The 25,021-nt window shown below is 60.7% G+C and carries 23 protein-coding genes; 13 read left to right on the top strand and 10 right to left on the bottom strand.

The window, feature by feature from the left end:
• Window positions 1-36: 36 nt before the first annotated feature.
• From Q7T36_RS12000 to Q7T36_RS12020, 5 genes are all read left to right on the top strand, one after another.
• The gene (locus tag Q7T36_RS12000; RefSeq protein ID WP_304848626.1) at window positions 37-921 is read left to right on the top strand and encodes a DUF692 family multinuclear iron-containing protein; all 885 of its coding nucleotides are present in this window, start codon (window positions 37-39) and stop codon (window positions 919-921) included.
• The gene (locus Q7T36_RS12005) at window positions 918-1,847 is read left to right on the top strand and encodes a hypothetical protein (protein ID WP_304848629.1); all 930 of its coding nucleotides are present in this window, start codon (window positions 918-920) and stop codon (window positions 1,845-1,847) included. The genes Q7T36_RS12000 and Q7T36_RS12005 overlap by 4 nt, the downstream gene beginning before the upstream one ends.
• 78 nt (window positions 1,848-1,925) lie before the next feature.
• Window positions 1,926-5,240 carry a CHASE domain-containing protein gene (locus Q7T36_RS12010; protein WP_304848632.1) on the top strand — a complete coding sequence of 1,105 codons (3,315 nt, stop codon included), beginning with the start codon at window positions 1,926-1,928 and terminating at the stop codon, window positions 5,238-5,240.
• Window positions 5,237-5,719, top strand: a complete 483-nt coding sequence (locus Q7T36_RS12015) for a WbuC family cupin fold metalloprotein (protein WP_304848635.1) — start codon at window positions 5,237-5,239, stop codon at window positions 5,717-5,719. The genes Q7T36_RS12010 and Q7T36_RS12015 overlap by 4 nt, the downstream gene beginning before the upstream one ends.
• A gap of 16 nt (window positions 5,720-5,735) precedes the next feature.
• Window positions 5,736-6,083 carry a RidA family protein gene (locus Q7T36_RS12020; RefSeq protein WP_304848637.1) on the top strand — a complete coding sequence of 116 codons (348 nt, stop codon included), beginning with the start codon at window positions 5,736-5,738 and terminating at the stop codon, window positions 6,081-6,083.
• On the opposite strand, the gene Q7T36_RS12025 is transcribed toward Q7T36_RS12020, so the two are convergent.
• Window positions 6,080-7,738: a diguanylate cyclase gene (locus tag Q7T36_RS12025; RefSeq protein ID WP_304848641.1), complete on the bottom strand. Its 1,659-nt coding sequence runs from the start codon at window positions 7,736-7,738 to the stop codon at window positions 6,080-6,082. The two genes, Q7T36_RS12020 and Q7T36_RS12025, sit on opposite strands and share 4 nt — an antisense overlap.
• A 61-nt stretch (window positions 7,739-7,799) precedes the next feature.
• The gene (locus tag Q7T36_RS12030) at window positions 7,800-9,722 is read right to left on the bottom strand and encodes a lytic transglycosylase domain-containing protein (RefSeq protein ID WP_304848643.1); all 1,923 of its coding nucleotides are present in this window, start codon (window positions 9,720-9,722) and stop codon (window positions 7,800-7,802) included.
• Between the two features lie 169 nt (window positions 9,723-9,891).
• On the opposite strand from Q7T36_RS12030, the gene miaB reads away from it, so the two are divergent.
• Both miaB and Q7T36_RS12040 read left to right on the top strand, forming a co-directional pair.
• Window positions 9,892-11,283 (top strand): tRNA (N6-isopentenyl adenosine(37)-C2)-methylthiotransferase MiaB, encoded by a 1,392-nt coding sequence (gene miaB, locus Q7T36_RS12035; protein ID WP_370690112.1) that lies wholly within the window; start codon window positions 9,892-9,894, stop codon window positions 11,281-11,283.
• Between the two features lie 235 nt (window positions 11,284-11,518).
• Window positions 11,519-11,803 (top strand): hypothetical protein, encoded by a 285-nt coding sequence (locus tag Q7T36_RS12040; protein ID WP_304848646.1) that lies wholly within the window; start codon window positions 11,519-11,521, stop codon window positions 11,801-11,803.
• An 18-nt stretch (window positions 11,804-11,821) separates the two neighbouring features.
• Here the strand turns inward: Q7T36_RS12040 and Q7T36_RS12045 are convergent, their stop codons facing one another.
• The 3 genes from Q7T36_RS12045 to Q7T36_RS12055 all read right to left on the bottom strand — a co-directional run bounded on the left by Q7T36_RS12045 (window position 11,822) and on the right by Q7T36_RS12055 (window position 15,077).
• Window positions 11,822-12,214 carry a hypothetical protein gene (locus Q7T36_RS12045; protein WP_304848649.1) on the bottom strand — a complete coding sequence of 131 codons (393 nt, stop codon included), beginning with the start codon at window positions 12,212-12,214 and terminating at the stop codon, window positions 11,822-11,824.
• A gap of 135 nt (window positions 12,215-12,349) precedes the next feature.
• Window positions 12,350-13,612, bottom strand: coding sequence for an ammonium transporter (locus Q7T36_RS12050; RefSeq protein ID WP_370690131.1), 1,263 nt, complete (start codon window positions 13,610-13,612; stop codon window positions 12,350-12,352).
• 454 nt (window positions 13,613-14,066) lie between these two features.
• On the bottom strand, window positions 14,067-15,077 hold the full coding sequence (locus tag Q7T36_RS12055) for an AraC family transcriptional regulator (protein ID WP_304848652.1): 1,011 nt from the start codon (window positions 15,075-15,077) through the stop codon (window positions 14,067-14,069).
• Between the two features lie 111 nt (window positions 15,078-15,188).
• Here Q7T36_RS12055 and Q7T36_RS12060 point away from each other — a divergent pair, with 111 nt between their 5' ends.
• From Q7T36_RS12060 to Q7T36_RS12070, 3 genes are all read left to right on the top strand, one after another.
• The gene (locus Q7T36_RS12060) at window positions 15,189-16,133 is read left to right on the top strand and encodes a metal-dependent hydrolase (protein WP_304848655.1); all 945 of its coding nucleotides are present in this window, start codon (window positions 15,189-15,191) and stop codon (window positions 16,131-16,133) included.
• Window positions 16,134-16,372: 239 nt separating this feature from the next.
• Window positions 16,373-17,485, top strand: a complete 1,113-nt coding sequence (locus tag Q7T36_RS12065) for a ferredoxin reductase (protein ID WP_304848658.1) — start codon at window positions 16,373-16,375, stop codon at window positions 17,483-17,485.
• Window positions 17,486-17,545: 60 nt separating this feature from the next.
• A complete protein-coding gene (locus Q7T36_RS12070; protein ID WP_304849730.1) occupies window positions 17,546-18,628 on the top strand; it encodes an acyl-CoA desaturase in 1,083 nt (360 codons plus the stop codon).
• 64 nt (window positions 18,629-18,692) lie between these two features.
• On the opposite strand, the gene Q7T36_RS12075 is transcribed toward Q7T36_RS12070, so the two are convergent.
• Window positions 18,693-19,124, bottom strand: coding sequence for a GNAT family N-acetyltransferase (locus Q7T36_RS12075; RefSeq protein WP_304848661.1), 432 nt, complete (start codon window positions 19,122-19,124; stop codon window positions 18,693-18,695).
• A gap of 79 nt (window positions 19,125-19,203) precedes the next feature.
• Entirely contained in the window at window positions 19,204-19,926 is a 723-nt protein-coding gene (locus Q7T36_RS12080; protein ID WP_304848664.1) for a Crp/Fnr family transcriptional regulator, read from the bottom strand.
• Window positions 19,927-20,028: 102 nt separating this feature from the next.
• Here Q7T36_RS12080 and Q7T36_RS12085 point away from each other — a divergent pair, with 102 nt between their 5' ends.
• Together Q7T36_RS12085 and Q7T36_RS12090 are read left to right on the top strand one after the other, a co-directional pair.
• Complete coding sequence (locus Q7T36_RS12085; protein WP_304848667.1) at window positions 20,029-20,544, top strand: DUF962 domain-containing protein; 516 nt, start codon at window positions 20,029-20,031, stop codon at window positions 20,542-20,544.
• Window positions 20,545-20,557: 13 nt separating this feature from the next.
• Window positions 20,558-21,511 carry a creatininase family protein gene (locus Q7T36_RS12090; protein ID WP_304848670.1) on the top strand — a complete coding sequence of 318 codons (954 nt, stop codon included), beginning with the start codon at window positions 20,558-20,560 and terminating at the stop codon, window positions 21,509-21,511.
• A 128-nt stretch (window positions 21,512-21,639) separates the two neighbouring features.
• On the opposite strand, the gene Q7T36_RS12095 is transcribed toward Q7T36_RS12090, so the two are convergent.
• The 3 genes from Q7T36_RS12095 to gstA are packed head-to-tail and all read right to left on the bottom strand — an operon-like array spanning window position 21,640 to window position 23,700.
• Window positions 21,640-21,849, bottom strand: coding sequence for a 4-oxalocrotonate tautomerase family protein (locus Q7T36_RS12095; protein WP_304848673.1), 210 nt, complete (start codon window positions 21,847-21,849; stop codon window positions 21,640-21,642).
• A gap of 37 nt (window positions 21,850-21,886) precedes the next feature.
• Window positions 21,887-23,056 (bottom strand): benzoate/H(+) symporter BenE family transporter, encoded by a 1,170-nt coding sequence (locus Q7T36_RS12100; RefSeq protein ID WP_304848676.1) that lies wholly within the window; start codon window positions 23,054-23,056, stop codon window positions 21,887-21,889.
• A gap of 35 nt (window positions 23,057-23,091) precedes the next feature.
• Entirely contained in the window at window positions 23,092-23,700 is a 609-nt protein-coding gene (gene gstA, locus Q7T36_RS12105) for a glutathione transferase GstA (protein ID WP_304848679.1), read from the bottom strand.
• 116 nt (window positions 23,701-23,816) lie between these two features.
• On the opposite strand from gstA, the gene Q7T36_RS12110 reads away from it, so the two are divergent.
• The gene (locus Q7T36_RS12110; protein WP_304848682.1) at window positions 23,817-24,806 is read left to right on the top strand and encodes a LysR substrate-binding domain-containing protein; all 990 of its coding nucleotides are present in this window, start codon (window positions 23,817-23,819) and stop codon (window positions 24,804-24,806) included.
• The last annotated feature ends 215 nt before the right edge of the window (window positions 24,807-25,021 follow it).

Genomic DNA, 25,021 nt, shown 5'->3' on the forward strand with positions numbered 1-25,021 from the left:
TACGCCCTCCTCCGGCCAGACCGCACAGATTGCTCCATGCTTGATCAGCTTCCCACCCTTGGCGTTGGCGTCAGCCTCAGCCTGGCGTCACGGCCCGACCCGGCCACCCTGGTTCGCAGCCCCGGCGGACCGCGCTTTGTCGAATATGCCGGACTGGTGGATGCCGACCGCATTCAGCCCGAAGTAGAACGCATACGCGAGGCGGGGGCCACGATCCTGTTTCATCCATCCTATATCAACTTTTGTGGCAGTTTCCCCAACAACCGCGCCTGGCTTGAAACCACCGCTGAACATATCCGGGCAGTGGGCTCTCCGTGGTTTGCACAAGACTGCGCCTACTGCTTCCGAGAAGAAGGACCCGGTTACTCCACGTCACTGGGGTATTTCATTCCGCCCATCCTTAACGAAGCTTCGCTGCAACAGGCCATCCGACGCGTGCAGGAAGTCAGGGAAGTGATTCCGGTGCCGGTCGCCATTGAGCCGCCGCCAATGACCTTCTTGGTGGGGTCCATGCCCCTGTTCACCTTCTTCGGACACTTGGCCGCAGCGGCGGACTGCGCCATTTTGCTGGACATGGGGCATCTGGTGTCGTGGGAAATGGCCGGTGGCGGGAAGGTGCTGGACCATTTGCACGATCTGGACTGCCGTCGCGTGGTTGAAGTTCATATTGCCGGGGGACGCCTGAAGGCCGGGGAGCAAGGCCCGATTTACGTGGACGCCCACGAATGCCCGATCCTCGACGAAAGCTGGCGGATGCTGGAGGCCCTGCTGCCGCAACTGCCCAACGTCAAGGCCGTATGTTATGAGTGCGAAGGCATGGATGAGGAAACCGTACTGAGCACGCTGAAGCGGTTGCGCGGCATGGTGCGTGAATTGAGCGCCAATGTCGCCCTGGTGGCCGTACTGGGAGACGCGCAATGAGTTTTGCCGCCCAGGAACAGGCGTTGTTCGATTTGTTGTTTGACCGGACACTGCGCGAAAACTTCATCCGTAACCCGGAAACCGCACTGGCTCCCTACCGCTTGAGCCCGGCGGAAGTGGACGACTTCCGGCTGATCCGTCCGGATGCGCTGGCGTTTGACGCCCGGTTGCGCACCGGCCTCATCCTGTCGCAACTGTGCCGGAATTTCCCGCTCAGCTTCAGCCTGATGTCTTCGGTTCCAGAGTGGCTCGACAAGCTGCAAGCACTGGTTGACCGGGAAACCATGCGTGCCCCTCCCTTGGAGCGGGCCACCGTTTTTGGCATGCGCCTGCGGGATCTGGTGACCGAAACAGCCTTTTCATCACCGGAGGAACAGCAGGCGGCCGCTGCCATACTGGACGCCGAATTGGGCATGGTGTGGACATCGGCCATGCTGAAGGGGTTTGTGCTGGAAGGAGGGTCTCTTGCACAACCGCCGGCCGGTGTCCCTGAGGGTTGGCTGGCACTGCCGGCGCGGCCCGCCGCCTTTGTCAGCGCCATCCTGATTCCGCAACCTTATGAAGCGCTGAAGCAGGCCTTGTGCCCCTGCACGGGAACGGAGCTGTGGCGTCAGCTTGGCAAAACCCCGCTGGCCACTGCCGATCGCCAGCGCATCCTTCAAGTACATAATCCCCGTTTGCTGGTTCTGCGCGCCACCCTGACCCGGATCTCACGCTGCGATCCGGATGTGGATCACCGGACCGTTGAGTTACCGGAGGGCTTTGCCAGCCTCTTTGAACATCTGGACGGCTCCGGCAGCATTGGCGACCTGCTGGCCGGGTTGGTCCAGGCAGGAGCACCTGCCGGGCTGCTGCAAAGCGTACAGTCAGGATTTCTGCAATTGCTGCAATGCGGCATGCTGGAAACTGTTTCATACCGGAATTGACTATGGCAATTCAGCCTCTTGAGAACAAACCGGTATGTGCTAGAGTCCCGTTGATGAGGATCGTAGCGGCGCAACGTCATGGAAAACAATAACAACACAGACACAGCCACGGCAGACACTCTGGTCGGCAAGCTGGCCAGACACCGGCTGGCTGGCAACTTGCTGCTGGCCGTCACTTATTTTCTGACCGCCCAGATCGGCCTGCTGCTGGCCGCGCCCCCCGGTTACGCCACTATTGTCTGGCCGCCGTCCGGCATTGCCCTGGGCTGGATTCTGTTATTCGGCTGGCGCTTGCTGCCGGGTGTCGTGCTGGGTTCTTTCGCTGCCAATGTCATCACCACCTGCAAGGCAACCGGCCTTGGCGTGCTGGAAATCAATTGGCTGCTGCCGATGGTGGTGGGCCTGGGTGCGGCGGCCCAAGCCTATCTCGGCAGCCGCCTGGTGCTCCGCTTTGTAAAGCAGGAGCCGGCTTTTGAAGAGCCGTCCGGCATTATCACAACCCTGGTGTTGGGCGGCTTGGCCGCCACGCTGTTCAATGCCAGCTGGAGTGTCAGCCTGCTGCATCTGGGCGGAGTCATCAGCAGCGACGTCATGTTGCGGAACTGGCTCATCTGGTGGGTCGGCGACAGTATCGGCGTGTTGGTGTTTACCCCGCTGCTGCTGGTCTGGGGGTTGCAGCACCCCTATTTCAATCGCAACCGCGCCCTGATTGTCACTTTCGTTTCCGGATGCGCCTTCGCCCTGGCCACCTCGGCCTTTTTTCTGGCCATGAAGCTGGAGCATCAGGATCATGCCTCTCGCTTCCAGGTCAGCAGTGAACGCGCCATCAACCAGATGCAGCAACGCTTTTCGGAGTACGAACAGTTTTCACTGTTGGCGCGCGGTTTCTTTGACGGCAGCAGGATTGTTTCCCGGCATGAATTCCGCCTGTTTGTGCGGGAGTGGCTGCAAGGGCATCCCGAGGTGCAGGCGGCCTCGTGGGCGCCCCGGATCACTTGGGCGGAAAGGCCCGAATGGGAGCAAACGGCATTCATGGAAACCGGCATTCCGGTCACCATTACGGAAGCTCCGGACCGCCATCATCATGTCCCGGCCGGCAAGCGTGCGGAATACCTGCCTCTGACCTACATGGAGCCGTTCGACAACAACCGGATCATCCTCGGTTTTGACACCTTCACCAACCCCGTCAGCCCCGGCATCCTCCAAAATGCCGCCCTCAGCGGCAGCCCTTTGCTGACCCCTCCCCTGCAACTGCTGCAAGGGCCGGATGCCAATCCAGGCGCCTTGCTCTATACCCCGGTTTACCACCCCACCGAATCCGGGGCCAAAGACTGGAGCACGTTGCGCGGCTTCATCGTCATGGCGCTGAAAAGCGACGTCCTGCTGGAGCGCGTCTCGGGCGGTATCATTCCGCCCGGCATGGCCATCCAGGTCAAGGACAAACTGACCGGCATCACCCTGTTCGGCACTCCCCCCAAGGAGTCCACTACACGCTCGGCTCTGACCATGGGCCTGCATTACCGGTCCGCCCTTACCGCCGGCAAACAGGTGTGGACGGTGGAAACCTGGCCTACGCCGGAAAGCCTGGCCGCCTACAAAACCTGGCTGACCTGGCTGGTGCTGGTGACGGGCCTCATCGGCACCAGCCTGGCCGTCAGCTATGCCCTGGTCAGCACCGGCCGCCGGCAATCGCTGGAGCGCGCCATAGAAGTCCATACCCGCATCCTGCGCGAACGTAATCTGGAGCTGGAGGCCGCCAAGGCAGAAGCCGAACGCGCCAACGCCGCCAAGAGCCTGTTTCTGGCCAACATGAGCCATGAAATCCGCACCCCCATGAACGGCGTGCTGGGCATGACCGAACTGATGCAAGGCACCGAACTGGCGCCGCAACAACAGCAATATCTGCAAGTAATCCAGATTTCCGGCAGCGCCCTGCTCAATATCATCAACGACATTCTCGACTATTCAAAAATCGAAGCCGGCATGATGGAAATTGAAGAACTGGATATGGATCTGGAAAGCCTGCTGCTGGAGTGCGCCTCGATCTTTTCACTGACAGCCGAGCAAAAGCATCTGGAGTTTCTGGCTTATATTGAACCCGAAACCCCGGTCTGTATCCGGGCCGACCAGATCCGGCTGCGGCAGATCCTGCTGAACCTGCTGAGCAACGCCTTCAAATTCACCCATCATGGCCATATCGGCCTGCGGGTGTACACTCATCAGTCCGTCAGCGGGCAAAACCAGTTATGCCTGGAGGTCAGCGACAGCGGCATTGGCATGACCGACACCCAGAAGGGACGGTTGTTTCAGGCTTTCAGCCAAGCTGACGCCTCCACCACCCGCCAGTTCGGCGGCACCGGCCTGGGGCTTAGCATCTGCCGGCATCTGGTCAGACTGATGCACGGGGATATTTCAGTCCACAGCCAGCCCGGCCAAGGCTCCGTTTTCACCGTCACCATTCCCTGCGAGCCCGCCAGCCCCGGCTATCTCCACAACCACTTCGTGCCAGTAACCGCCCTGCAGGGCAAACGTATCCTCTTTGCCGACGCCTCAAGCGACTTTACACACATGATGTGCTCCCAGGCGCTGGCCTGGGGCATGGTCGCCCTGCCCGCGCATAGCGGGCAGGAAGCCCTGACCCGCATTTGCGATGCCTGCGCCGAAGGCCGTCCCTATGACATGGCGGTGCTGGACCTGAACCTGCCGGACGTGGACGGGCTGGAGATTGCCCGGCAGTTGGCCCGGACACCGGAGGTGGCTTCCACCCTGCGTATCCTGCTGACCCCGTTGCAAGTCTCGCTGATTGACCAGGACCTGGAGCCAGCGAAGTTGGCGCTGGCGATGCAAAAGCCGGCCTCGGCCGCCGTGCTGCGCAATGCCTTGCTGACGCTGGTGGATGACAGCCCGCGCCTGCGCACGGATGACAGCCGTTCGGACGCCGGGGCATTCCGGCAATGGCTGGCCGGGCGCAAACTGCTGGTGGCGGAAGACAACGCCGTCAACCAGATGGTGATCCTGGGCATGCTGAAGAAGCTGGATATCTCGGCCACCATCGCCGACAACGGGGCCGAAGCCCTGCAACGCTACTGCAACAATCCCATGGCTTTCGACCTGGTATTGATGGACTGCGAAATGCCGGAGATGGACGGTTACGAAACCACACGGCTGCTTCGCCAGTTCGAACAGCAGCATCAATTGCGCCCCATCGGTATCGTGGCCCTGACTGCCCATGCCATGCGTGAACAGCAGCAGCGTTGCCTGAGCTCCGGCATGAATGACTACCTGGCCAAACCGCTCACCTTTGACCGCTTGCGGCAAGTGCTGGTGCGGGCGCTGCGGACGCCGGAATCTGCCGCGCCCCTGACGGCTTCACCCCACGAGACCCTGACATGAAAATACTGGACGACACCCTGCTGGAGACCCTGATCGCCACGGCCGGGGGCCTGCCCCGCCTGCGCACACACCACAACCTGCATCAGGAACTGTCAGACCCGGTGCAACGGCTGGTGGTGTCGGTCGCACCGGGCACCTACATCCAACCCCACCGGCACCCGGCTCCCAAATGGGAAATGATCCTGGCGTTGCGGGGAACACTGACGCTGGTCTTCTTTGATACCGCCGGGACGATCCAGCAACGCCTGACACTGGCCGCTGGCGGCCCGGTAACCGCCGTGGAGATTCCGCCCGGCAGCCTGCATACCCTGTTCCCCGGCGCTGACTCTGCCGCCTTCCTGGAGATGAAACCCGGCCCTTACGCCCCTTCCGGCCCGGAGGATTTTGCTGAATGGGCGCCGTCGGAAGGTGACGCAGCTGTGGCCGCCTTTCAGGATTGGTTAAAGACTGCCGCACCCGGCGATCATTTCAAACACTGACTCAGGAGATAAACGGATGGACATTACCCGAATCGGTACCACACAACGCTGGTCGGATATCGTAATCCACAACCGCACGGTGTATGCGGTTGAGGTTGCCGCCAGCGTGGATGCGGATCTGGATACGCAGGCGCGCGAAGTGCTGGAGCAACTAGCGGAGAGCCTGGAAAAGGCGGACAGCGACAAGACGCGGTTATTGATGGTGACGGTGTGGCTGAAGGATATCGGCGAGATTGACACTTTCAACCGGCACTGGGATGCCTGGGTGCCCGCCGGTTGCGCCCCGGTTCGCGCCTGTGTGCAGGCGGCCTTGGCCAAACCGGGGTACCGGGTGGAAATCCAGGCGATGGCGGCCCAGCGCTAATTTACCTGTGTCGCAATCACCGTGCGGTTACGCCCCTGGGACTTTGCCGCATACAATGCATGATCCGCCGCCAACAGCAACTCATCCAGGTTGGCGGCATGGCAGGGAAAGCCCGCAATGCCTGCCGAGAAGGTCACCGGCAGCGGTCGGCCATGAAAAACTATCCCACTGTTGAAGGTAGCCCGCCACCGCTCCACTTTGGCCGCCACCTCCAACGGCGTCGCGTTCAGCATTACGACGACCAGTTCATCACCACCATACCGGCAGGGAATATCACTCTCACGGCACCCCTCTCGCAGAATGGCGCTGATCGACATCAGCACCTCGTCACCCGCCGCATGCCCCAGGCTGTCGTTAACCTGCTTGAACTCATCCAGATCAATAATGGCCAGACTGACCGGCTGACCCTCACGGGCAGCCCGCACCAACTCGCGCTGCAAGGTTTCACTCAGGTAACGCCGATTGAACAACCCGGTTAAGGCATCTCGGATGGCCTCTTCACGCAACTGCTGCTGGAGGACGTTATTTTCAAAAAGCTGCTGCGCCAATTCGCGGTTCAACCGATGAAAGCGGCCGGCCAGCCAGCTGACCACGGCCAAGGCTCCCAAAACCGCCATCACCACCCAGACCAGCCAGCGATAATCCAGTTGTCTTGCAGGCCGGAATACAAAGGACTTCAGCGCCACTTGACGGCCGGGCGGCAACACCCCCAATTGCCGGTAGGTATCCAGGATATGACGCCAGCGTCCTTCGTGGTTGTAACCGGGGGCCACCATGTCGGAACGGATCAGCGACACCATGCGCCCGGCTTCGAACAACAGCTTCTCCACCGGCAGGTCCGGGGCATAGCGCTGATGAATCAGCTTCGCCATTTCCTCCTGATGATCCAGTGCATATTCCCAACCGCGGAGGCTGGCGTCCAGAAACGCCTGAACCCGGTGCGGGTCGGCCGCCACCTGGGCGCTGGCAGTAAACAGGGTGTCCCCATAGAAATCGATGCCGCTGGCCCGGGGGGTGAAGCTGATGTACTCGTCCAGATGCTCCCGCAGATACCAAGCCTCATCGGTATCGTATCCGGCCAGCACATCCACTTTCCCTTGCAGCAGGCTTTCCGGGTTGAAGTGATGTGGTTCACGGACCAATTGGTTGAGCGGAATCCGCTCGCGCTGCAGATAGGCAAGCAGTTCGGATTCAGAGTCGGCCAGGGCAATACGTTTGCCCCGGATATCCTGGATGTGTTCAATGCCAGAGCCGCGACGGGCAAACAGCACCAGCGGCGAATGCTGGAAAATGACGCCCATCGCCACCACAGGCGCACCTTCGGCATAGCGCAGCACCAGTTCCGACGACGCCACGCCGAACTCGGCCTGACCCGTGACCACCTGCTGCACCGCATCCAGGCCGGGACGCGCGGGGAGGATGGACACCTCAAAACCGGCGTCACGGTAATAGCCCTTCTCCAGCGCAGCATAATAGCCTGCGAACTGGAACTGGTGCCGCCACTTCAATTGCAGGCGCACATGCTCCAGCGGATCGGCCGATGTTGTTGACGGCGCAACGGCACAACACAGTACCAAGCCTGCAATCAGGAACGCATACACCCTGCAACGACCGGTAATATAGGTACGGATGGGCCACCCTGAAACTCTTGGCATGTCACTTCTTCTTTGTTTCTAAAAACCATAGGCGGGCTTGCTCCCGCCGTCAATCTTCAGCTCAAGGCATATTCACCGGCGCGGGATTACGCGCCGGGATCACTCCCATGCGCGCCGACAACGACTGCGGCCCCATGCCGAAACCGATGGCGTAATGCACGGCGTTGGTCATGACTTTCTTCACATAATCGCGGGTTTCCAGGAACGGGATGCTTTCGACATAAATATCCGCCTCCAGCGGGCGCGACTGGTGCTGCCACTGCCGCGCCCGACCGGGTCCGGCGTTATAGCCCGCCGTGGCCAGCACCGGCTGGCTGCCCAGATTTTTCAGCGCGTTGGACAGATAATACGTACCCAGGCGGATGTTCATACCCACGTCGTTGACCATGCCGGCGTGATAGGGAATCTTCAGGCGGTTGGCCACCCACTGCGCGGTGGACGGCATCACCTGCATCAAGCCGCCCGCCCCGACCGTGGAGCGGGCATTGGTGACAAACCGGCTCTCCTGCCGCATCAGGCCAAAGACCCAGGCCGGATCAATCCCGAATTCCCGGGAGTAACCCTCCGCCACCTCGCGGTAAGGCGTCAGGTAGCGCAGGCTGTAACTGTGCAGCTGCTTGGTGCGTTCGGCGGCATAGATGGCGCGGTCATACCAGCGGGCGTTGGCGGCCTGCTCGGCGGCGGACAGCAGCAAGCGGTCGTCGGCGTTGCGCAGCGCCCAGTTCCACTCCCTGACGGCTTCGGTGCGCAGATCCAGCAAGTACAGGCGCAAGGCGCGTTGCAGGCCGGGATTCAGCTGCGCCCGTTCCACGTCGGCCGGTTCGGGCCTGAAGGTCTGCGGGGCGGCGACAAAGGGCTTGCCCAGATGGTCACGCGCCAACAGGCCGTAATAGTCGTCATCCACCGCCAGCCCGCTGAAGATGGCCTGCACGATGGGCGGCTTGTCGCCGGACTTCTGCATGGCATGCGCCCGCCAGTAGCGCCAGGCGCGGTCCTGCTGCCGCTCCGGACTCAGGCTGTTGATGGCCTTCAGCACTTCCGGCCAGCGCTCGGCGCGGATGGCCATCCGCACATGCCATTCGCGATCGCCGTCCGCCCACAGCGCTGCCTCACTGAGGCCGAACCAGTCCACCGCCCGCTCATCCTGCTTGCGCGCTCCGGCCAGCGCCAGCAGGCGCCAGCCATAGGCGCGGCTTTCCCCGTCAAACTGTTTTTCTACCGACCGCCAGCGCTCCAGGGCGTCATCCAGTGACTGACGGCTATGGCGGGCCAGCGCCGCCAGATACAATTCGTGCCCGATGCGGGTTTCCACATCCGGGCGCGCCAGAACAGCGCGGGGGTTAGTGGACAACTTCCCCAGCATATCGGCCTTCAGGTCCAGACCCATCTTGCCCGACAGACTGCGCGCCAGCGCCGTGTTGCCCTCCTGCAAGGCCAGGCGCAATCGATCCCAGCGATCGTCCTCACGGATCAAGCCCGCATCGTCCGCCATCTTCAGCAACTCCTGGCACGGAGCCGGCGGGTTCTTGCCGGAAAACCAGAGCGACTTGCGCGCCTCGGTCAAGACCGGGACCGCCTGTTCCTGTAACTCTGCCCGGGACAACAGGCCGAAGCAGCGGTGTTCCGGGTCCGGGTTCTGCAAGCCGTCGGCAAAGTCGCGATAAGCCGCCCAATTGCCCTGCTTGCCCAAGACCTTCAGGTAGTCCCCGCGCAGTTTTTCGGCCAGCCAGGTATCGGGGTATTTGATGAGGAAGGCGCGCACCATATCCGGGCTGACCTGATCCAGCTGCTTGCCCAGCATGTAATAATCGGCATAGATGACCAGCGGGTCGCCCTGCAGGCGCGCTCCGGCTTCGGCCAAGGTTACCAGATCACCCTGCTGAAAGGCTTCGCGCGCCAGCAGGAAGTCCTTGTCATCGGCCAGTACAGGCAGGGACAGCAACAGGGAAAACGGCAGCCAGGCCGGGGGGCGAATGCGGAACATGATCAATCCTTGCTGAAAAAAACAGGACGGGGGCGCAATGCCAACCCGCAAGCCGGAAGGAATTCCGGTGAAGTACGGCATAGCCTATCCGCAAGCGGCCTCCGGCAGAATGCCAACTCTGTAACAAAAGCGGTCAAGACTCCCCGCAACGGGCGCAGGCCGTTATAATGTGCCCCCTTCGCGGTCAACCGGAACACCCGTCATGTCCACCCCCCCATCCCTGCCCAAAAAAGTCTACATTGAAACCCAGGGCTGCCAGATGAACGAGTACGACAGCTCGCGCATGGCGGACATGCTGGGAAGCTCGCATGGCATGGTGCGCACCAACAACCCTGATGAAGCCGACGTGCTGCTGCTGAACACCTGCTCCATCCGCGAAAAAGCCCAGGAAAAAGTGTTTTCCGAGCTGGGCCGCTGGCGGCAGATGAAGGAAAAGCGGCCGGAACTGGTAATCGGCGTTGGCGGCTGCGTGGCCTCGCAGGAAGGTGAAAACATCCAGAAGCGTGCGCCGTTTGTGGATGTGGTGTTCGGCCCGCAGACCCTGCACCGGTTGCCGAAAATGCTGGACGACCGCCAGACACGCAAGATCACGATGGTGGACGTCAGCTTCCCGGAAATCGAGAAATTCGACTTCCTGCCCGAACCGAAGGTGGAGGGCCACAAGGCCTTTGTTTCCATCATGGAGGGCTGCTCCAAGTATTGCACCTTCTGCGTGGTGCCCTATACCCGCGGTGAAGAAGTGTCCCGGCCGTTTGATGATGTCATTGCCGAGGTGTCCCACCTGGCCGCCCAGGGCGTGCGTGAAGTGACCCTGCTGGGCCAGAACGTCAACGGCTATCGCGGTCTTTTCCATGACGGCGGCATTTGCAGCTTTGCCGAGTTATTGCATCATGTTGCGGAAATTCCCGGTATCGGCCGTATCCGCTATACCACCTCGCACCCGCTGGAATTCAGTGACGAGCTGATTGCCGCATATGCCGATATTCCGCAACTGGTTTCCCATGTGCATTTACCCGTGCAGTCCGGATCCGATAATGTGCTGGCGGGCATGAAACGGAATCATACCGCCCGGGATTACCGGCAACGCATTGCTAAATTACTGGACGTCCGTCCTGATATGCATATTTCCTCCGATTTCATTATCGGTTTTCCCGGTGAAACCAATCAGGACTTTGCCGAAACCATGGACCTGATTGCCGATATCAGCTTTGACCACTCGTACAGCTTTATTTACTCGAAGCGCCCCGGCACCCCGGCCGCCGAAATGCCGGACCCCACACCGGAGGCGGAGAAGAAGCAGCGACTGCACCTGCTCAAAGAACGCATCCGCCAGCAGACCCAGCAAAAGACTGACGCCATGCTGGGCTCCCGCCAGCGCCTGCTGGTGGAACGGGTATCGAACCGGACACCGGGTTATCTGATTGGTATTGCCGAGAATACCCGCTGGGTGCATTTTCCCGGCAATGCTGAATTGATTGGGCATTTTGTCGATGTGGATATTACTGAAGTCATCAGCATCAACGCCCTCCGGGCCGGCGCACCGGTCTGGACCGAGGCTTGAATCCGGTTGGCTTATCCCGGCGACTGCTCCGATAAGCCGACCATTCAAAACCCGCAAGCCGCCCCGGAAAAATGACAACCGGCACTTGTTTCACAATGTTTCTGTGAACCACTTATCGGAATTCCGCTACCGCCAGTAGAACCAACGCTATTATTTTTTCAGATGCTTCATATATTGAGCTCAAAGGGTAAACACAATAATCAGACAACCTTGACACGTTGGCAGGAGAAATCCCATGGTTACCACCGAGAATACCTGCACCGCCTGCGGTTTCCATTTGGTCATGGTCGGGCATGACGCCTCCCGCCCGTTTTGCCCCAACCAGTATTGCGCCACCAAATTCGAAGACAGTTGCCCGCGCTGCCAGTCCGACCACAAGTCGGTGCGGCTGGTCAGCACCGGATTTGCCGCCTTCACCTGTCTGGATTGCGGCCAGGCTTGGGACCGCATGAACGGACGCGCCACGGCTCCGGCCTCCTCCAACCTCATCGTGCTCAACTTTCGCAAACGCAACGGCTGAACCCGGCATACCGCTGTCCTAGCGCAGCGCACCAATGTAATGGTGCGCCACCTCCTCTTCCGTGACGACATGCACCGGCTCCTCTGACAGCACTGGCGCCGGAGGCACTGGCGTCTCCACCATTCTCAGCACCGGGATTGACGGCTGCGAAGGCTCCCTAACCGGCTTTGGCTGGGTGGCGTCCTTGACCGGCTCTACCGGCAAGACCGGTGCCGCCGAGTCCAGCAGCTTTTCAAACCGGCTGGCCAGCAGCAGTAATTCCGTATCCGGCTGCTTAACGGCCAACTCCAGTATCTCACGAGCATAAGCCTCATTCTTGGCCATGTAGAGCGCATCCACAATCCGTCCATTGCAACGGCGCATACGCACATAAATCTGGCCGGCTATCATCATCAATTCGGAATTGTGCATAGAGTCACTCATGATCGTATTGCTCCCGTAGGCATTTGACGGCGGCTGGTTTTGACCTGAAACGTGTCAGCCGCCATTGACCCGGAAAGGAACGACCGGCCGGACAGCCGGTGCGCGCCTAGAAATAATGACGTATCAGGGAATCTGTTCCCCGTGCTGGGAAAGATCGAGCCCGACCTGTTCATGCTCGACATCAACCCGCAGACCAAACAGCTTGTCGACGACAAACAGGATGACCAGGGTGACCAAGCCGCTGTAGGCCAGTGTCGCCACCACTCCTATAGCCTGAACCGTCAGGCTGGCAGGAGCTCCCGCCAGTTCCTTCACCGAGAAGACACCGGTCAGCAAGGCCCCGACGATGCCGCCGATGCCATGGATACCGAACACATCCAGCGAGTCATCCGCACCCAGCATCCGCTTCAGACCCGTGGCACCCCAGTAGCAGCAGATCCCGGCCGCCATGCCGATGACATAGGCTCCCGATACCTGGACGAAACCGGATGCCGGGGTAATGGCCACCAGCCCCGCCACCGCTCCCGAGCAAGCGCCCAGCAACGAGACACGTCCTCGATTGATCCACTCAACCAGCATCCACGTCATGGCGCCCATGGCGGCCGCCACTTGCGTCACCAGCATCGCCAGTCCGGCGCGGCCGTCCGCCGCAACCGCCGACCCGGCATTGAAGCCGAACCAGCCCACCCATAACAACGAGGCGCCGATCAGGGTCAAGCCCAGGTTATTGGGAAAGAACGGTTCCCGCCCGTAGTTATGGCGCTTGCCCAACATGAAAGCGCATACCAGACCGGCCACACCGGCATTGATATGCACTACGGTGCCGCCGGCAAAATCCTGAGCGCCCATGGCCGCCAGCCATCCAGCTGGCTCCCACACCCAATGCGCCACCGGGGCGTAGACCAACAGCGACCACAAGGCCATGAACACCATCATGGCGCTGAATTTCATGCGCTCGGCAAACGCGCCGGTTATGAGTGCAGGCGTAATGATGGCGAAGGTCAACTGGAACATCACGAACACCGATTCCGGAATCGTCGGCGCAATATGGCTGACGCTGACGGTGCCCTGAATGCGGTCAAAAACCATGTTGTTCAGGAACAGGTCGTCAAAGCCGCCAACCCAGGGCGATCCCGGCGTGAAAGCCAGCGAATAGCCTACCGCCACCCACAAGGCGGTCACCAGACAGCACACCGCAAAACTTTGCAGCAAGGTCGAAAGGACATTTTTCTTGCGGACCATGCCGGCGTAGAACAATGCCAGGCCGGGAATAGTCATCAAGAGCACCAGTACAGTTGAAGTGAGCATCCATGCGGTATCGCCTGCACTGATTTTGTCCGGGGTAGTGACATAAGGAGCAGATTCCGCCAACGCCCCGCAGGGCATCAGCAGCATGAGCGTTGCCGGAAGAAGCAACGACGTTGCGCTGGACCGTTTCATGAAGCCTCCTGATTGGTTTCATTAACGTCTCTGCAACAACTGCGCCAAATTTCTGAAAGCCGTTAACGTAACCAAGCGGCAATTGCGCCCCATCCCGGGGCCGTGCGCACTGCTTCAGTTCACTCCCGATCACAAACGCCTGTCCTGCAGCGGGTTCCACCCCGAAGAACAAGACGCTTACAGATGAGAGCCTTGTGAAAAGATCTGGAAAACCTCGTCAGGTCTGATCCTGGAGCGAAGAGCGGCCGATACGAAATGTGAGCCAGGTCATGTTCACCAATGAAGAATAAGTGGACTGCTTTGGCTGGGTATAATCAAACCGGGCGGGAGATGGTGCATCAGTAAAGGTCCAGCCGACGCCCGAACCCGTAAAAACGCCCCAAGCCGGGGCGTTGAAATCTCAGGAGCCCCGGGCGCCCTTGCGCCAGCTGTTGGGCGTGGCGCCGGTCCAGCGCTTGAAGGCGCGGCTGAAATTGGCGACGTCGGAATACCCCAGTTTCTCGGCGATATCCTCCAGGCTTGCGGGCGATCCTTCCAGCAGGTCTGTCGCCATTTGCTTGCGCGCCTCTTCCACCAGGTCACTGTAGGCCACCTGGTTGCCCGCCAGTTGCCGCTTCAGCGTGCGTTCGGACATGTGCAGCCGTTCGGCTACCTGCTCCAGCGTCGCAAAGCCGCGCCGCTCGTCATACATCAGGGCTTTCACCTGCGCCACGAAGGGCTTGTCCAGACCGAACCGCCGCAAGTCCTGCTCGCACTGGGTCATGGCCATCTGGCTGGCCACCGGATTGGCCATGATCAGCGGCAGATCCAGATAGGAGGTCGGGAAAACCAAGCGGTTGACCGGCTGGCCGAAGTCCACCGGGCCTGGCAGATAGGGCTTGATCGGCTCCAGATAGGGAGGTTCGTCAAACTCCACCTGCGCACGCCCGCTAAGCGTCTTGCCAGTGACGGTCTGCCCCATGTGCACAAAGCCGAAGATCAGGCAGATGATCGCCGCTTCGCGCAGCGGCTGCAGGGTGGTATGAGGAATGATGGTCAGGCTGGCCTCCTGCGGCCCCTCCTCCAAACGCAGCTCGAAAGCGGTACTGATCATGCCGATGAAGCGCTCGGCCACCGTCAGCGCCTCACGCACCGTGGCTGCGGTCATGGCGGCGAAACCGACAAAACCATGCAGGGACACCTGCATCGTCACCCCGAAATGCATGGCCAGCGCCGTCTCGCCAGTCAAATCGCGGGCGCGGATGATCATCGTGTTGAAGTCTTCCAGCGCCAGGCGGCGCTGCGGCTCCAGCATCATCTCGCGCGTCAGGCCGGTGCCTTCCAGCATCTGTTCATCACTTACGCCCCAACGGGAGACGATATCCACGATGAACAAGGCATAAACCATCGGCAGGCTGGGTGAATCATGCATCTCGCGTTGTCCCCAAATGATAAAAAACTGGCACCAAGTCACCTGTTTACAATACGTGCGTACCGCTAAATTGCAAGCATGACATTCGTCAATGTAACAATAGAGGTTGACATGAACACCCACACAGCATCCGTTACGACCGCCAAATCCGCAGCTGTTGCTCCAAAGCAGGCCACCGGCGCCAGCGTCAATATTCCGCCGCGTCGTCTGGACTTCGAGTTTCCGGAGACCATGTCACGTTATTACTTTGACAACAGCCCGTTCCTGAGCAGTTTCCTGACTACGCTGTCAGCGCTGTTCCCGGAAGGCGAATCCTTCTTCGTGGAGTCGGTGCGCGCCTATCGCGACCAGATTACCGACCCGGTGCTGCGCGCCCAGGTTTCCGGCTTCATTGGCCAGGAAGCCATGCACAGCAAGGAACACGCTTCTTTCAACGAAGCCGCCACCCGTATGGGCTACCCGGTACTGCAGCAGGACAAGGAACTAGGCTATGTGCTGCGCTTCGGGCAACGATTCCTGCCGAAGGCCGTTCAGATTTCGATTACCACCGCGCTGGAACACTATACCGCCATCATCGCGGAAATGCTGCTGCGTGACCCGGACGTTCAGCAAAAGTTCAGCCCGGAAATGCGCCAGTTATGGTTGTGGCATGCCCTGGAAGAAAACGAGCACAAGACCGTAGCTTATGATGTGTACGAACAGGTCAGCGGCAGCTACTTGCTGCGCGCCGGCACCATGATTCCGGTCACCGCCATCTTCTTTGCCGTGGTGGCTGTCAACCATACCCGCATGCTGGTGGCCGACGGCAAGCTGACCAACTTCAAGGACAACTGGAACGGCCTGAAGTACTGCTGGGGCGGCCGCAAGGGCGTGTTTTCCCGCCTGCTGCCGGTGTACCTGGATTACTTCCGTCCCGACTTCCACCCCAATGACCACGACACCTCCGCCCTGCTTGACGAGTGGCGCGAGAAGCTGTTCGGCAATAAGGGTCTGCTGACGGAACAACTGAAAACCGCTGGCAAGAAGAAGTCCCGCAAACTTGCCGCCGCCGCGTAACCGCGTCATCGTTATAGAACTCGCCGGCGGGCTGACCCATCCCGCTGGTGTCACCTATGTCGCACACCCGTGACATGACCCGGCAAGGATGCCACCATTACCGCACCCGCCCCCTGAAAGCCGGCAGCATTCCGTCACCAAGGCCGGAACAGCAATAACTTTGGCCGGAACGGCGCTTTATTGAACGGCCCCCCCTCGTTAGTCTTTCGCCATCAAATCACAACAATAAAAACGCCAACATGACGACCTTAACCACCGGTACCACCTCCCGGCCCGGAAGAGACTTTGCCCCGTTTCAGCCCGTTCCGTTCTGGCAGCGTCAAGGCTACCTGCAAACCCACCTGGACTTCCTGCTGCGTGAAATCAGCCCGACGCTGTCACGCAGGGAGATGATGGCCCGGGTAGTGGAGGTGATTTCCGAAACCGCCGACACCAAGACCTTTGTGCTGCGTCCTCCCCGGCGCTGGCAGGGCTTCCAGGCTGGCATGCACTTGCCGGTGGCGTTGGAACTGAACGGCGTCCGGACACGCCGCACCTATTCGCTGTCGTCCACACCGGACCAGTTCCGCCGCCATGGCACTGTCGCCATTACCGTGAAGCGCCAGCCCGGCGGCAAGCTGTCCAACGCCTTGTTCTATAAACTGCAGCCTGGCCAATGGTTGCGTATCGGTCAGGCTGCCGGTGAGTTCACGCTGGCGAAGTCGTCACGGGACAAATTGCTGTTTCTGGCCGCCGGCAGTGGCATCACGCCCTTGTTTTCCATGCTCACTGCCCAAAGCGGCAAAGATATTGTCCTGATGTATTACTGCCGCTCGCCGGAAGAGGTCATTTTCGCTCTTCAATTGGAGCAGTTGGCCCGCACGCAGCCTGGTTTCACGCTGGTCATCCAGTTGTCCGGCCAGCACGGCCGCATTGCCCTGCCCCACCTCAAGCGTTACTGCCCGGATGCCACCGAGCGCGATGTCTTCCTGTGCGGTCCGGGCGGCTTCATGACGTCTGCCAATAGCGTGCTGGATACGCTGGGCGTGGCGGCGGATCGCCGTTTCTGTGAAAGTTTCGGCCTGCACATCAACCCCACTATTACGGATGCCGGGGTTGCTGCCGATGTCGTCTTCACCCGCACCGGCCTGCAGGTTAAAGGCGATGGCCGCCATACCTTGCTGGAACTGGCCGAACAAGCCGGACTGACACCCAAATACGGGTGCCGCAGCGGACTGTGCCATGAGTGCACCTGCCGCAAGCTGAGCGGTGTGGTGGTGGATGCCCGCAGCGGCAAGACCCTGGGGCCGGATGCCACGGAAATCCAGGCGTGCATCGCCATTCCCCAGGGCCGGGTCGAGATTGCCCTGTAGTGCGCCACCAGCGGTCAAAGCCCCCGAAAACAACCATAATCAAAATATGAGTGACGCGTGATGACTAAACCCGGCGTAGAAAAACTGGATGCCTTCGGCCAGGAACTGGATGCGCTGCGCGATGCCGCCATGGCCGACCTGGGCCAGCGCGATGCCAACCATATTCGCGGTGTCATCCGCATACAGCGTTATGCCGAAATCGGCGGCCGCGCCTTGCTGCTCTTCGGTTTCAGCCTGCTGGCGTGGCCGTTGGGCGTGGCGCTGCTGGCCCTGTCGAAAATCCTCAACAACATGGAAGTCGGCCATAACGTCATGCATGGCCAGTACGACTGGATGAACGACCCGGAGCTTCACTCCCAAAGCCATGACTGGGACAATATTTGTGACCCGGACTCCTGGCGCAAAACCCATAATTTCGAGCATCACTCCTTTACCAACATTATCGGCAAGGACCGGGATTTTGGTTATGGCGCCTACCGCCTGCAGCACGATATGCCCTGGGAGCCGCGACACCGTTACCAGATTCCGTTTTATATCCTGATGGCGCTGTTGTTCCAGTGGGGTTTGGGGTTGCATGACCTGGAGGCCGAGCGCATCCGCGCCGGGGAAATCACCCGCGAGTCCAAGCAAGCGGTGTGGCGCACTTTTCTGCAACGGGCCAAGTCGCATATGCTGAAGGATTACCTGCTGTGGCCGTTGCTGGCCATGCCGCTGCTGGGTGTGAAGGGTTTTCTGGCGGTGATGCTGGGAAATTTCCTGGCCAATACCATTCGCAACGTCTGGGCGTCGGCGGTAATTTTCTGCGGACATTTCACTGATAACGTGCAGACCTTCCAGCCTGAGGAGTGCGAGAACGAAAGCCGGGGCCAGTGGTATTACCGGCAGATCCTGGGCTCCAGCAATTTTCGGGGCGGACGCTGGATGCATATCATGACCGGTCACCTCAGTTACCAGATTGAGCATCATCTGTTTCCGGATATTCCGGCGCATCGTTATGCGGAACTGGGGCCGAAGGTGGAGGCGATTTGTGCGCGTTACGGGGTTGCCTATAACACCGGGCGGCTGGGGGCGCAGTATGTGTCGGTGCTGAAGCGGCTGGCGCGGTATTCGGTGGAGCCGGGAAGGGAGGAGCAGTTGGTGTGAGGGAATCAGGCGGGGTTCAATCCCGCCCAAGGGGCCTTTATGAAAAGCCCTTTGGAATAAAGGGCTACAGCTTCATCGACATATGATGACCCGCAAAAAGCATCCCCTTGCGCAGATACAACCGATGAGCATCCTGGCGCTGGTAACCGGTATCCAGATGCATTTCATCGCACTCACGACGCTGGCCCTCGGCAATCAGCCAGTCCAGCATCGCCCCGCCCAGCCCGCCCCGGCGCTTGTCAGGATCAGAAACCAGGTCATCGACATAGAACACCCGGCCCCAGGCCATGAAAGACATGACCCGACAACCCGCCGCCGCCGCAATTTCCCCGTCCTGTTCCATATAAACCACCGAATAACCCTCGGCGGCCTGCACTTCCAGGCGACGTTGAAACTCCTCCGGCGTCAAATGCGGACGCAGGATAACGAACAAACGGAAACATCCGGCGACATCCGCCTCGTTGCGGATATCCAGCGTCTTGACCTCAAAACTCATGTTCTTGTTCTCGCGGGTACATCGCTCCCGTGACAAGGGAGTGACAAGTGTCGAATCCTGCGACTTTTCCGCTCATTCGTCAATCAGTCATCTGTGACGGGCTGCCCGCCTGTCGCAAACCGTCCAGATCCAGGATTTCCATTTCGCGGTAACTCAGCTTCACCAGCCCCTGCCCCTCCAGCTGGCGCAGCACCTGATTGATGGTTTGCCGCGACAAGGACAACATGCTGGCCAACTGGTCCTGCGGTAACGGCAACACCCGCCGCGTCCGGTCCTGCCACTCGCCATAGCCCTCCGCCATGAACACCAGCCGCCGCGCCACCCGGATCGGCGCGGGTAGTAAAGCCGCCTCTTCCAGCGCAATGAAGGCGAAACGCATCTTCTGGCTTTGCAGCAGCCCGAACCAGAACCACCAACCGGGGTTGGCTGCCAGCATCGCTTCCAGCGCCGCCTTTGGCACGCGCAGCACCAGCGACGACTGGTCGGCAATGACATCGTGAGTACGCGCCAATCCGTCAAACAGCGCGATTTCACCAAACCAGCTGCACGGCTCCAGAATAGCCAGGATCGCTTCCTTGCCATTTTCACTGACACCCACCGTGCGCAACGCCCCGCGCACCACACAGTAGATGCCGTCAAAGGCGTCGCCGCGGGCAAACAGGCGCTGACCGGTATCCAGGGCATGCAGAACCGCACCGTCCAGCAGGGCGTCCTGCAAGGCCGCGGGCAGGCCGCCAAACCAGCGTCCGGCGACAATCGCCTCGCGGTGAGCGGTGATATCGGAACGGGAGGGAGACGACATAAGGCTAAAGTTCCGGATAAATTCCACCCAAGTGTCGGATAGATGACAAAAGGCCGTCAAGGAATTGACTATGATGATCAAACAGCAATGAGGAGCATTCCCATGAAGACCCTGACTGACCACCTGACCATGTACGCCGAGTATCACCGCGACAAGCGCAACATCGCCACCCATTTCGTGGGCATTCCGCTGATTGTGCTCTCCATCACCACCCTGCTGTCCGTTCCGGCGCTGTCTTTCAATGCCGGCGGCCTGCACCTGAGCGCCGCCATCATTCTGGCCCTCTTTTCCAGCCTGTTCTACCTGCGCCTGGACCTCGCCTTCGGCCTGACCATGACTGCACTGATGGTCAGCATGGTGCTGGGCGGCGAAGCCATTGTGCAGGCGCTGCCGGAACAGGCGGTGACGGTCGGCGTCGCGCTGTTCGTAGTGGGCTGGATCTTTCAATTTGTTGGGCATTATTGGGAAAAGCGCAAACCCGCCTTTGTGGATGACCTGGTCGGCCTGCTGGTCGGCCCGCTGTTCCTGGTGGCGGAAGTGGCCTTTGCCGTCGGTCTGGCCAAAAAGGAAAAAGACGAAGTGCTGCGCCGCGCCGGTCCCACCCTGACCCGTTCCTGAACCCGAGACGACCATGAGCCTCGCCCTGCACGAACAACTGCTGTACACCCCGCACCACCGCATCCGTGAACTGCTGGACAGCGGCGTGCCGGTGCATGTGCTGGTCAACCCGGTGGAATACCATGGACCGCACTTGTCGCTGGGCAACGACCGCATTCTCAGCGAACGGCTGGCGCGCAAGCTGCACGACCGGCTGAATGCGGAACGGGGCGAAAACCATCCCTTCCTGGTCGGCGGCGTGATCGATTTCGGCAGCGACCCGACGCCGGGTGACGGCTCGGTAGGCATCAACTACACACAACTGAGCCGTCTGGTGACGGGCGTGGCGGACGGCCTGATCGCGCTGGGTACGCGACGGGTCATTTTCCATACTTTTCACGGTTCACCGTTCCACTGTCATGCCATCCATCAGGGCATTGAGCGTTTGCGGCAGGCAGGCATTCCTTCGCTGTCGGTATTCGACCTGCTGCTGAACGCGGTAATCAACTACGACGAAGCGCAATTCGCGCCACTGGCGGACTGTTTCGACAATCCCGCCGATTACCTGACCGTGCGCGACCGCCTGCCCTTCGACCTGCACGCCGGATTCTTTGAAACCTCGGTGGCGCTGTATCTGGCCCCGGACACGGTATCCGACATTTACAAGACGCTGCCGCCCTGCCCCGACCTGGATGTGCCGCGCGCACTGAAGCCGGTGACGCAGTGGCTCGAGCGGTTCCCGGCGATGTCGCGGGAGATTGAACACACTTCGGTGGCGATGGCGTGGATGCAACTGAAGCCCTTCCCCGGTTACACCAGCTATCCGTCACTGGCCTCCGCCAAGGCGGGGGAACTATTCATAGAACGGGTGATGCTGCCGCTGTATGTGAAAGCGAGTCTGGACGTGTTGTGGGGCGGGGCGAAGACGCCGCCGGCGCAGTTTGCGTGGCTGAAGCCATTGGCGGCGTTGCTGGGGGGACGGGTCTGAAGTTCCCTCTCCCCTTGTGGGAGAGGGTTAGGGAGAGGGGTGCGGAAAGCGGCCCGGACACACCGGCAGCCCAAGCGCCACCGCCGTACCCCTCTCCCCGGCCCTCTCCCACAAGGGGAGAGGGAGATTTACCCCTTCGCCGCCCTCTCCCTTATCACCGTCACGCTCTCCCCGCCAATCCCCCAGTTATCGGTGTTCACTTCATCAATCACCACCACCGTGGTGGCGGGATTCTTGTTCAGCACCCGTTGCAGCAGTTCCGTCACCCCGGCAATCAGCTCGGCCTTTTTCTCCGGTGTTGCGCCATCGGGCGTAATCTTGATGTTGACGTAAGGCATGATGTAACTCCTGTTTACTTAACCCGCATGAGATTCTTCATTCACTCCGCCAGCGGCTGACCACCAGCGCCAATCCCCCCGCCAGCAAGCCCCAGAACGCCGAACCGATACCCGCCAGACTCACCCCGCTTGCCGTGACCAGAAAGGTGATCAGCGCCGGTTCACGCTCGCTTTCCCGCTCCAGCGCCGTCGCCAACCCGTTGCCGATGGTGCCCAGCAGGGCCAGTCCGGCCAGGGCCAGCACCAGTTCCTTGGGGAAGGCAGCGAATAACGCACTAACCGTGGCCCCAAAAATGCCGATCAGCAGGTAGAAAAACCCGGCCGATACCGCCGCCACATAACGCCGGGGCAATTCATGATGCGCCTCGCGCCCTAGCACGATCGCCGCCGTCACCGCCGCCAGATTGATGGCGAAGGCCCCGAACGGCGCCAGCAGCAGCGTTGCCGCGCCGGTCCAGCCCACCACCGGCGACACCGGCGGATTGAAACCGGTGGCGCGGATGGCCGCCACACCGGGCAGGTTCTGCGAGGCCATGGTTACCGCAAACAGCGGCACCGCCACGCCCACCAACGCATGCCAGGAAAACTCCGGCATCATGAACACCGGCCGCGCCAGCTCCAGATGGACGCTGCCCAAATGCAGCAAGCCTTGCGCCCCGGCCAGTGCGGTTCCCGCCGCCAGCGCGCCGATCACCGCATAGCGCGGTTTCCAGCGCCGCATCAGCAGGTACGCCGCAAACATCGGGAATACCAGCTCAAACCGGTGCGACATGGCGGCAAAGGCATTGATGCCGAACTGCAGCAAAATGCCCGCCAGCATGGCCGAGGCCATCGACAACGGAATGCGGTTCATCAACCGCTCAAAAATGCCGGTAAAACCCACCAGCAGAATCAGCAGCCCCGATACCATGAACGCGCCGATCGCCTCCGGCAACGTGACGCCCTGACTGCTGATCAGCAGCGCCGCCCCCGCCGACGACCACGCCGTGCCGATGGGCGTGCGGTAGCGCAGCGACAGCCCGATGGACGTCACCGCCATGCCGACTCCCAGCGCCCACAACCACGACGCCGTTTGCGCCGCCGTGGCACCCAAGGCCTGTGCCGCCTGGAAAATCAGGATGCCGGAGGCGGTAAACCCCACCAGCACCGTCACGAACCCGGCCATCACGGCGGACAACGAGGCATCGCGGTACAAACGGACAGGCATCAAACGCTCCGGCAGGTTTCAGGGGAAACGCAGTATCAACCTTTCAGGCCTTCGGCAGCCAGCGCTTCCTGCACCGCCGGGCGTGCGGCCACGCGCTGCTGGAAGCCGGCCAAAACCGGCCAAGCCGACAGGTCGATACCCACCATCCGCGTCCAGTTCAACACGGTGAACAGGTAGCCGTCAGCGACCGTGAACTGCTCGCCGAACAGATAGCTTTGCCCGTCCAGACGCGCACTAAGCAGGTCAAAACGCGCCGCCAGCATGGTCTTTACCTGTTCCTTCCACTCCGCCGGGGCGCTGGGATTGAACAACGGCGAAAAGCTCTTGTGCAGTTCGGTGCTGATGTAGTTCAGCGTTTCCTGCATACGGTAGCGTTCCAGCGTCCCGGCAGCCGGAGCCAGCCCGGAAGCCGGAGCCTGGTCGGCAATGTACTGGACGATGGCCGGGCCTTCAGTCAGCAGGCTGCCGTCCGGCAACTGGATGGCGGGCACATAGCCTTTCGGGTTCACGACGCGAAAATCGCTGCCGTCGCTGAGCGTCTTGGCGCGCAGATCGACCTTCACCAGCTCCACCGGCAAACCGGCTTCGCGCAGGGCAATGTGGGGGGACAGCGAGCAGGCGCCGGGAGAGAAGTACAGTTTCATGATGTTTTTTCCTCATGGGTAGTCAGTGCGACATTCAGTGAGGCTAGCATAGTGATTTCAGTTATCGGGATAAATCCTTTATGATTTGATGATCCATTTCACAAACCGGGACAATCATGGACCGCCTTGAAGCGATGCGCGTGTTTTGCACCGTCGTCGATACCGGCAGCTTCGCCGCCGCCGCCGAACGCCTGAACGTCTCCACCAGCGCCGTCTCGCGCTGGGTGGCGCAGCTGGAAAGCCATTTGCAGGCGCGACTACTGAACCGCACCACCCGCCGCATCGGGCTGACGGAAAGCGGACAGGCCTATTACGAACGTTGCGCACAGTGGTTGCAGGAACTGGAAGCGATTGAATCGGCCGTGGGCGAGCAGTCGCTCAACCCGCAGGGCACCTTGCGCATCACCACCTCGGTGGGCTTTGCGCTGAACTACCTGTCCCCGGCGCTGGCGGAAGCGCGGCAACGTTTTCCGCAGTTGCAGTTTCATGTGTCGCTGTCCGGGCGGGTGGTGGATCTGGTGGAAGAAGGTTTCGACCTGGCGCTGCGCATTGGGCCGGTGGGCTCGCAGCATCTGGTGGCGCGCGAGATCGGGCAGACCACGCTGCTGCATGTGGCGTCGCCGGACTACCTGGCCGCCGCCCCGCCCTTGCAGGCTCCGGCGGATTTAGCTGCGCATGACTGCCTGCTGTACGAGCATGACACCGATCGCGGGCTGTGGCGCTTTACCGGGCCGGACGGGCAGTTGCATGAAGCGCGGGTGTCAGGGACGGTGCAGAGTGACAACTCGGAATTCCTGATGGAAATGGCGGCGCGGGGCCAAGGGGTGTTCAGCACGCCTTGCTATATTGCGCGGCCGCATTTGGAGGCTGGCCGGGTGGTGCGGGTGCTGGCGGATTATGAAAGCGAGCGGCTGCCGATTTATGCGGTTTATCCGAACCGGAAGCATTTGTCGGCCAAGGTGCGGGCGTTTGTGGCTTTTTTTTCGGAGTGGATGCGGGAACGGGCTGCGAGGCAATGGCGAGAGGAAAACCGTGAAGAAATGACGGCGTATGGGCGGGCCGTGGATCGGGATGGAGTATTTAGTGACAGTGTGCGGAGCTTTTAATATGGCGCCATTTTTTGGCGCCTGTGAGCCGCACTCCGACATTGTTGTTCATAGCGGTTTCTTTTCCTGTTCATTCTGGATGAACCGGGTCAGCTCCTTCCCGCTGGGCGTCTGAGGAATTCAAGGCAGGTGAATGACCGCCTCCTGAGGGCATTGGCTGCGGCCGGCGAACGTGGCAAACTCCGGGAGGGAGCTCATCCCTATTCCAAGGAAAA

This window comes from Fluviicoccus sp., assembly GCF_030646115.1.
GTDB lineage: Bacteria > Pseudomonadota > Gammaproteobacteria > Pseudomonadales > Moraxellaceae > Fluviicoccus.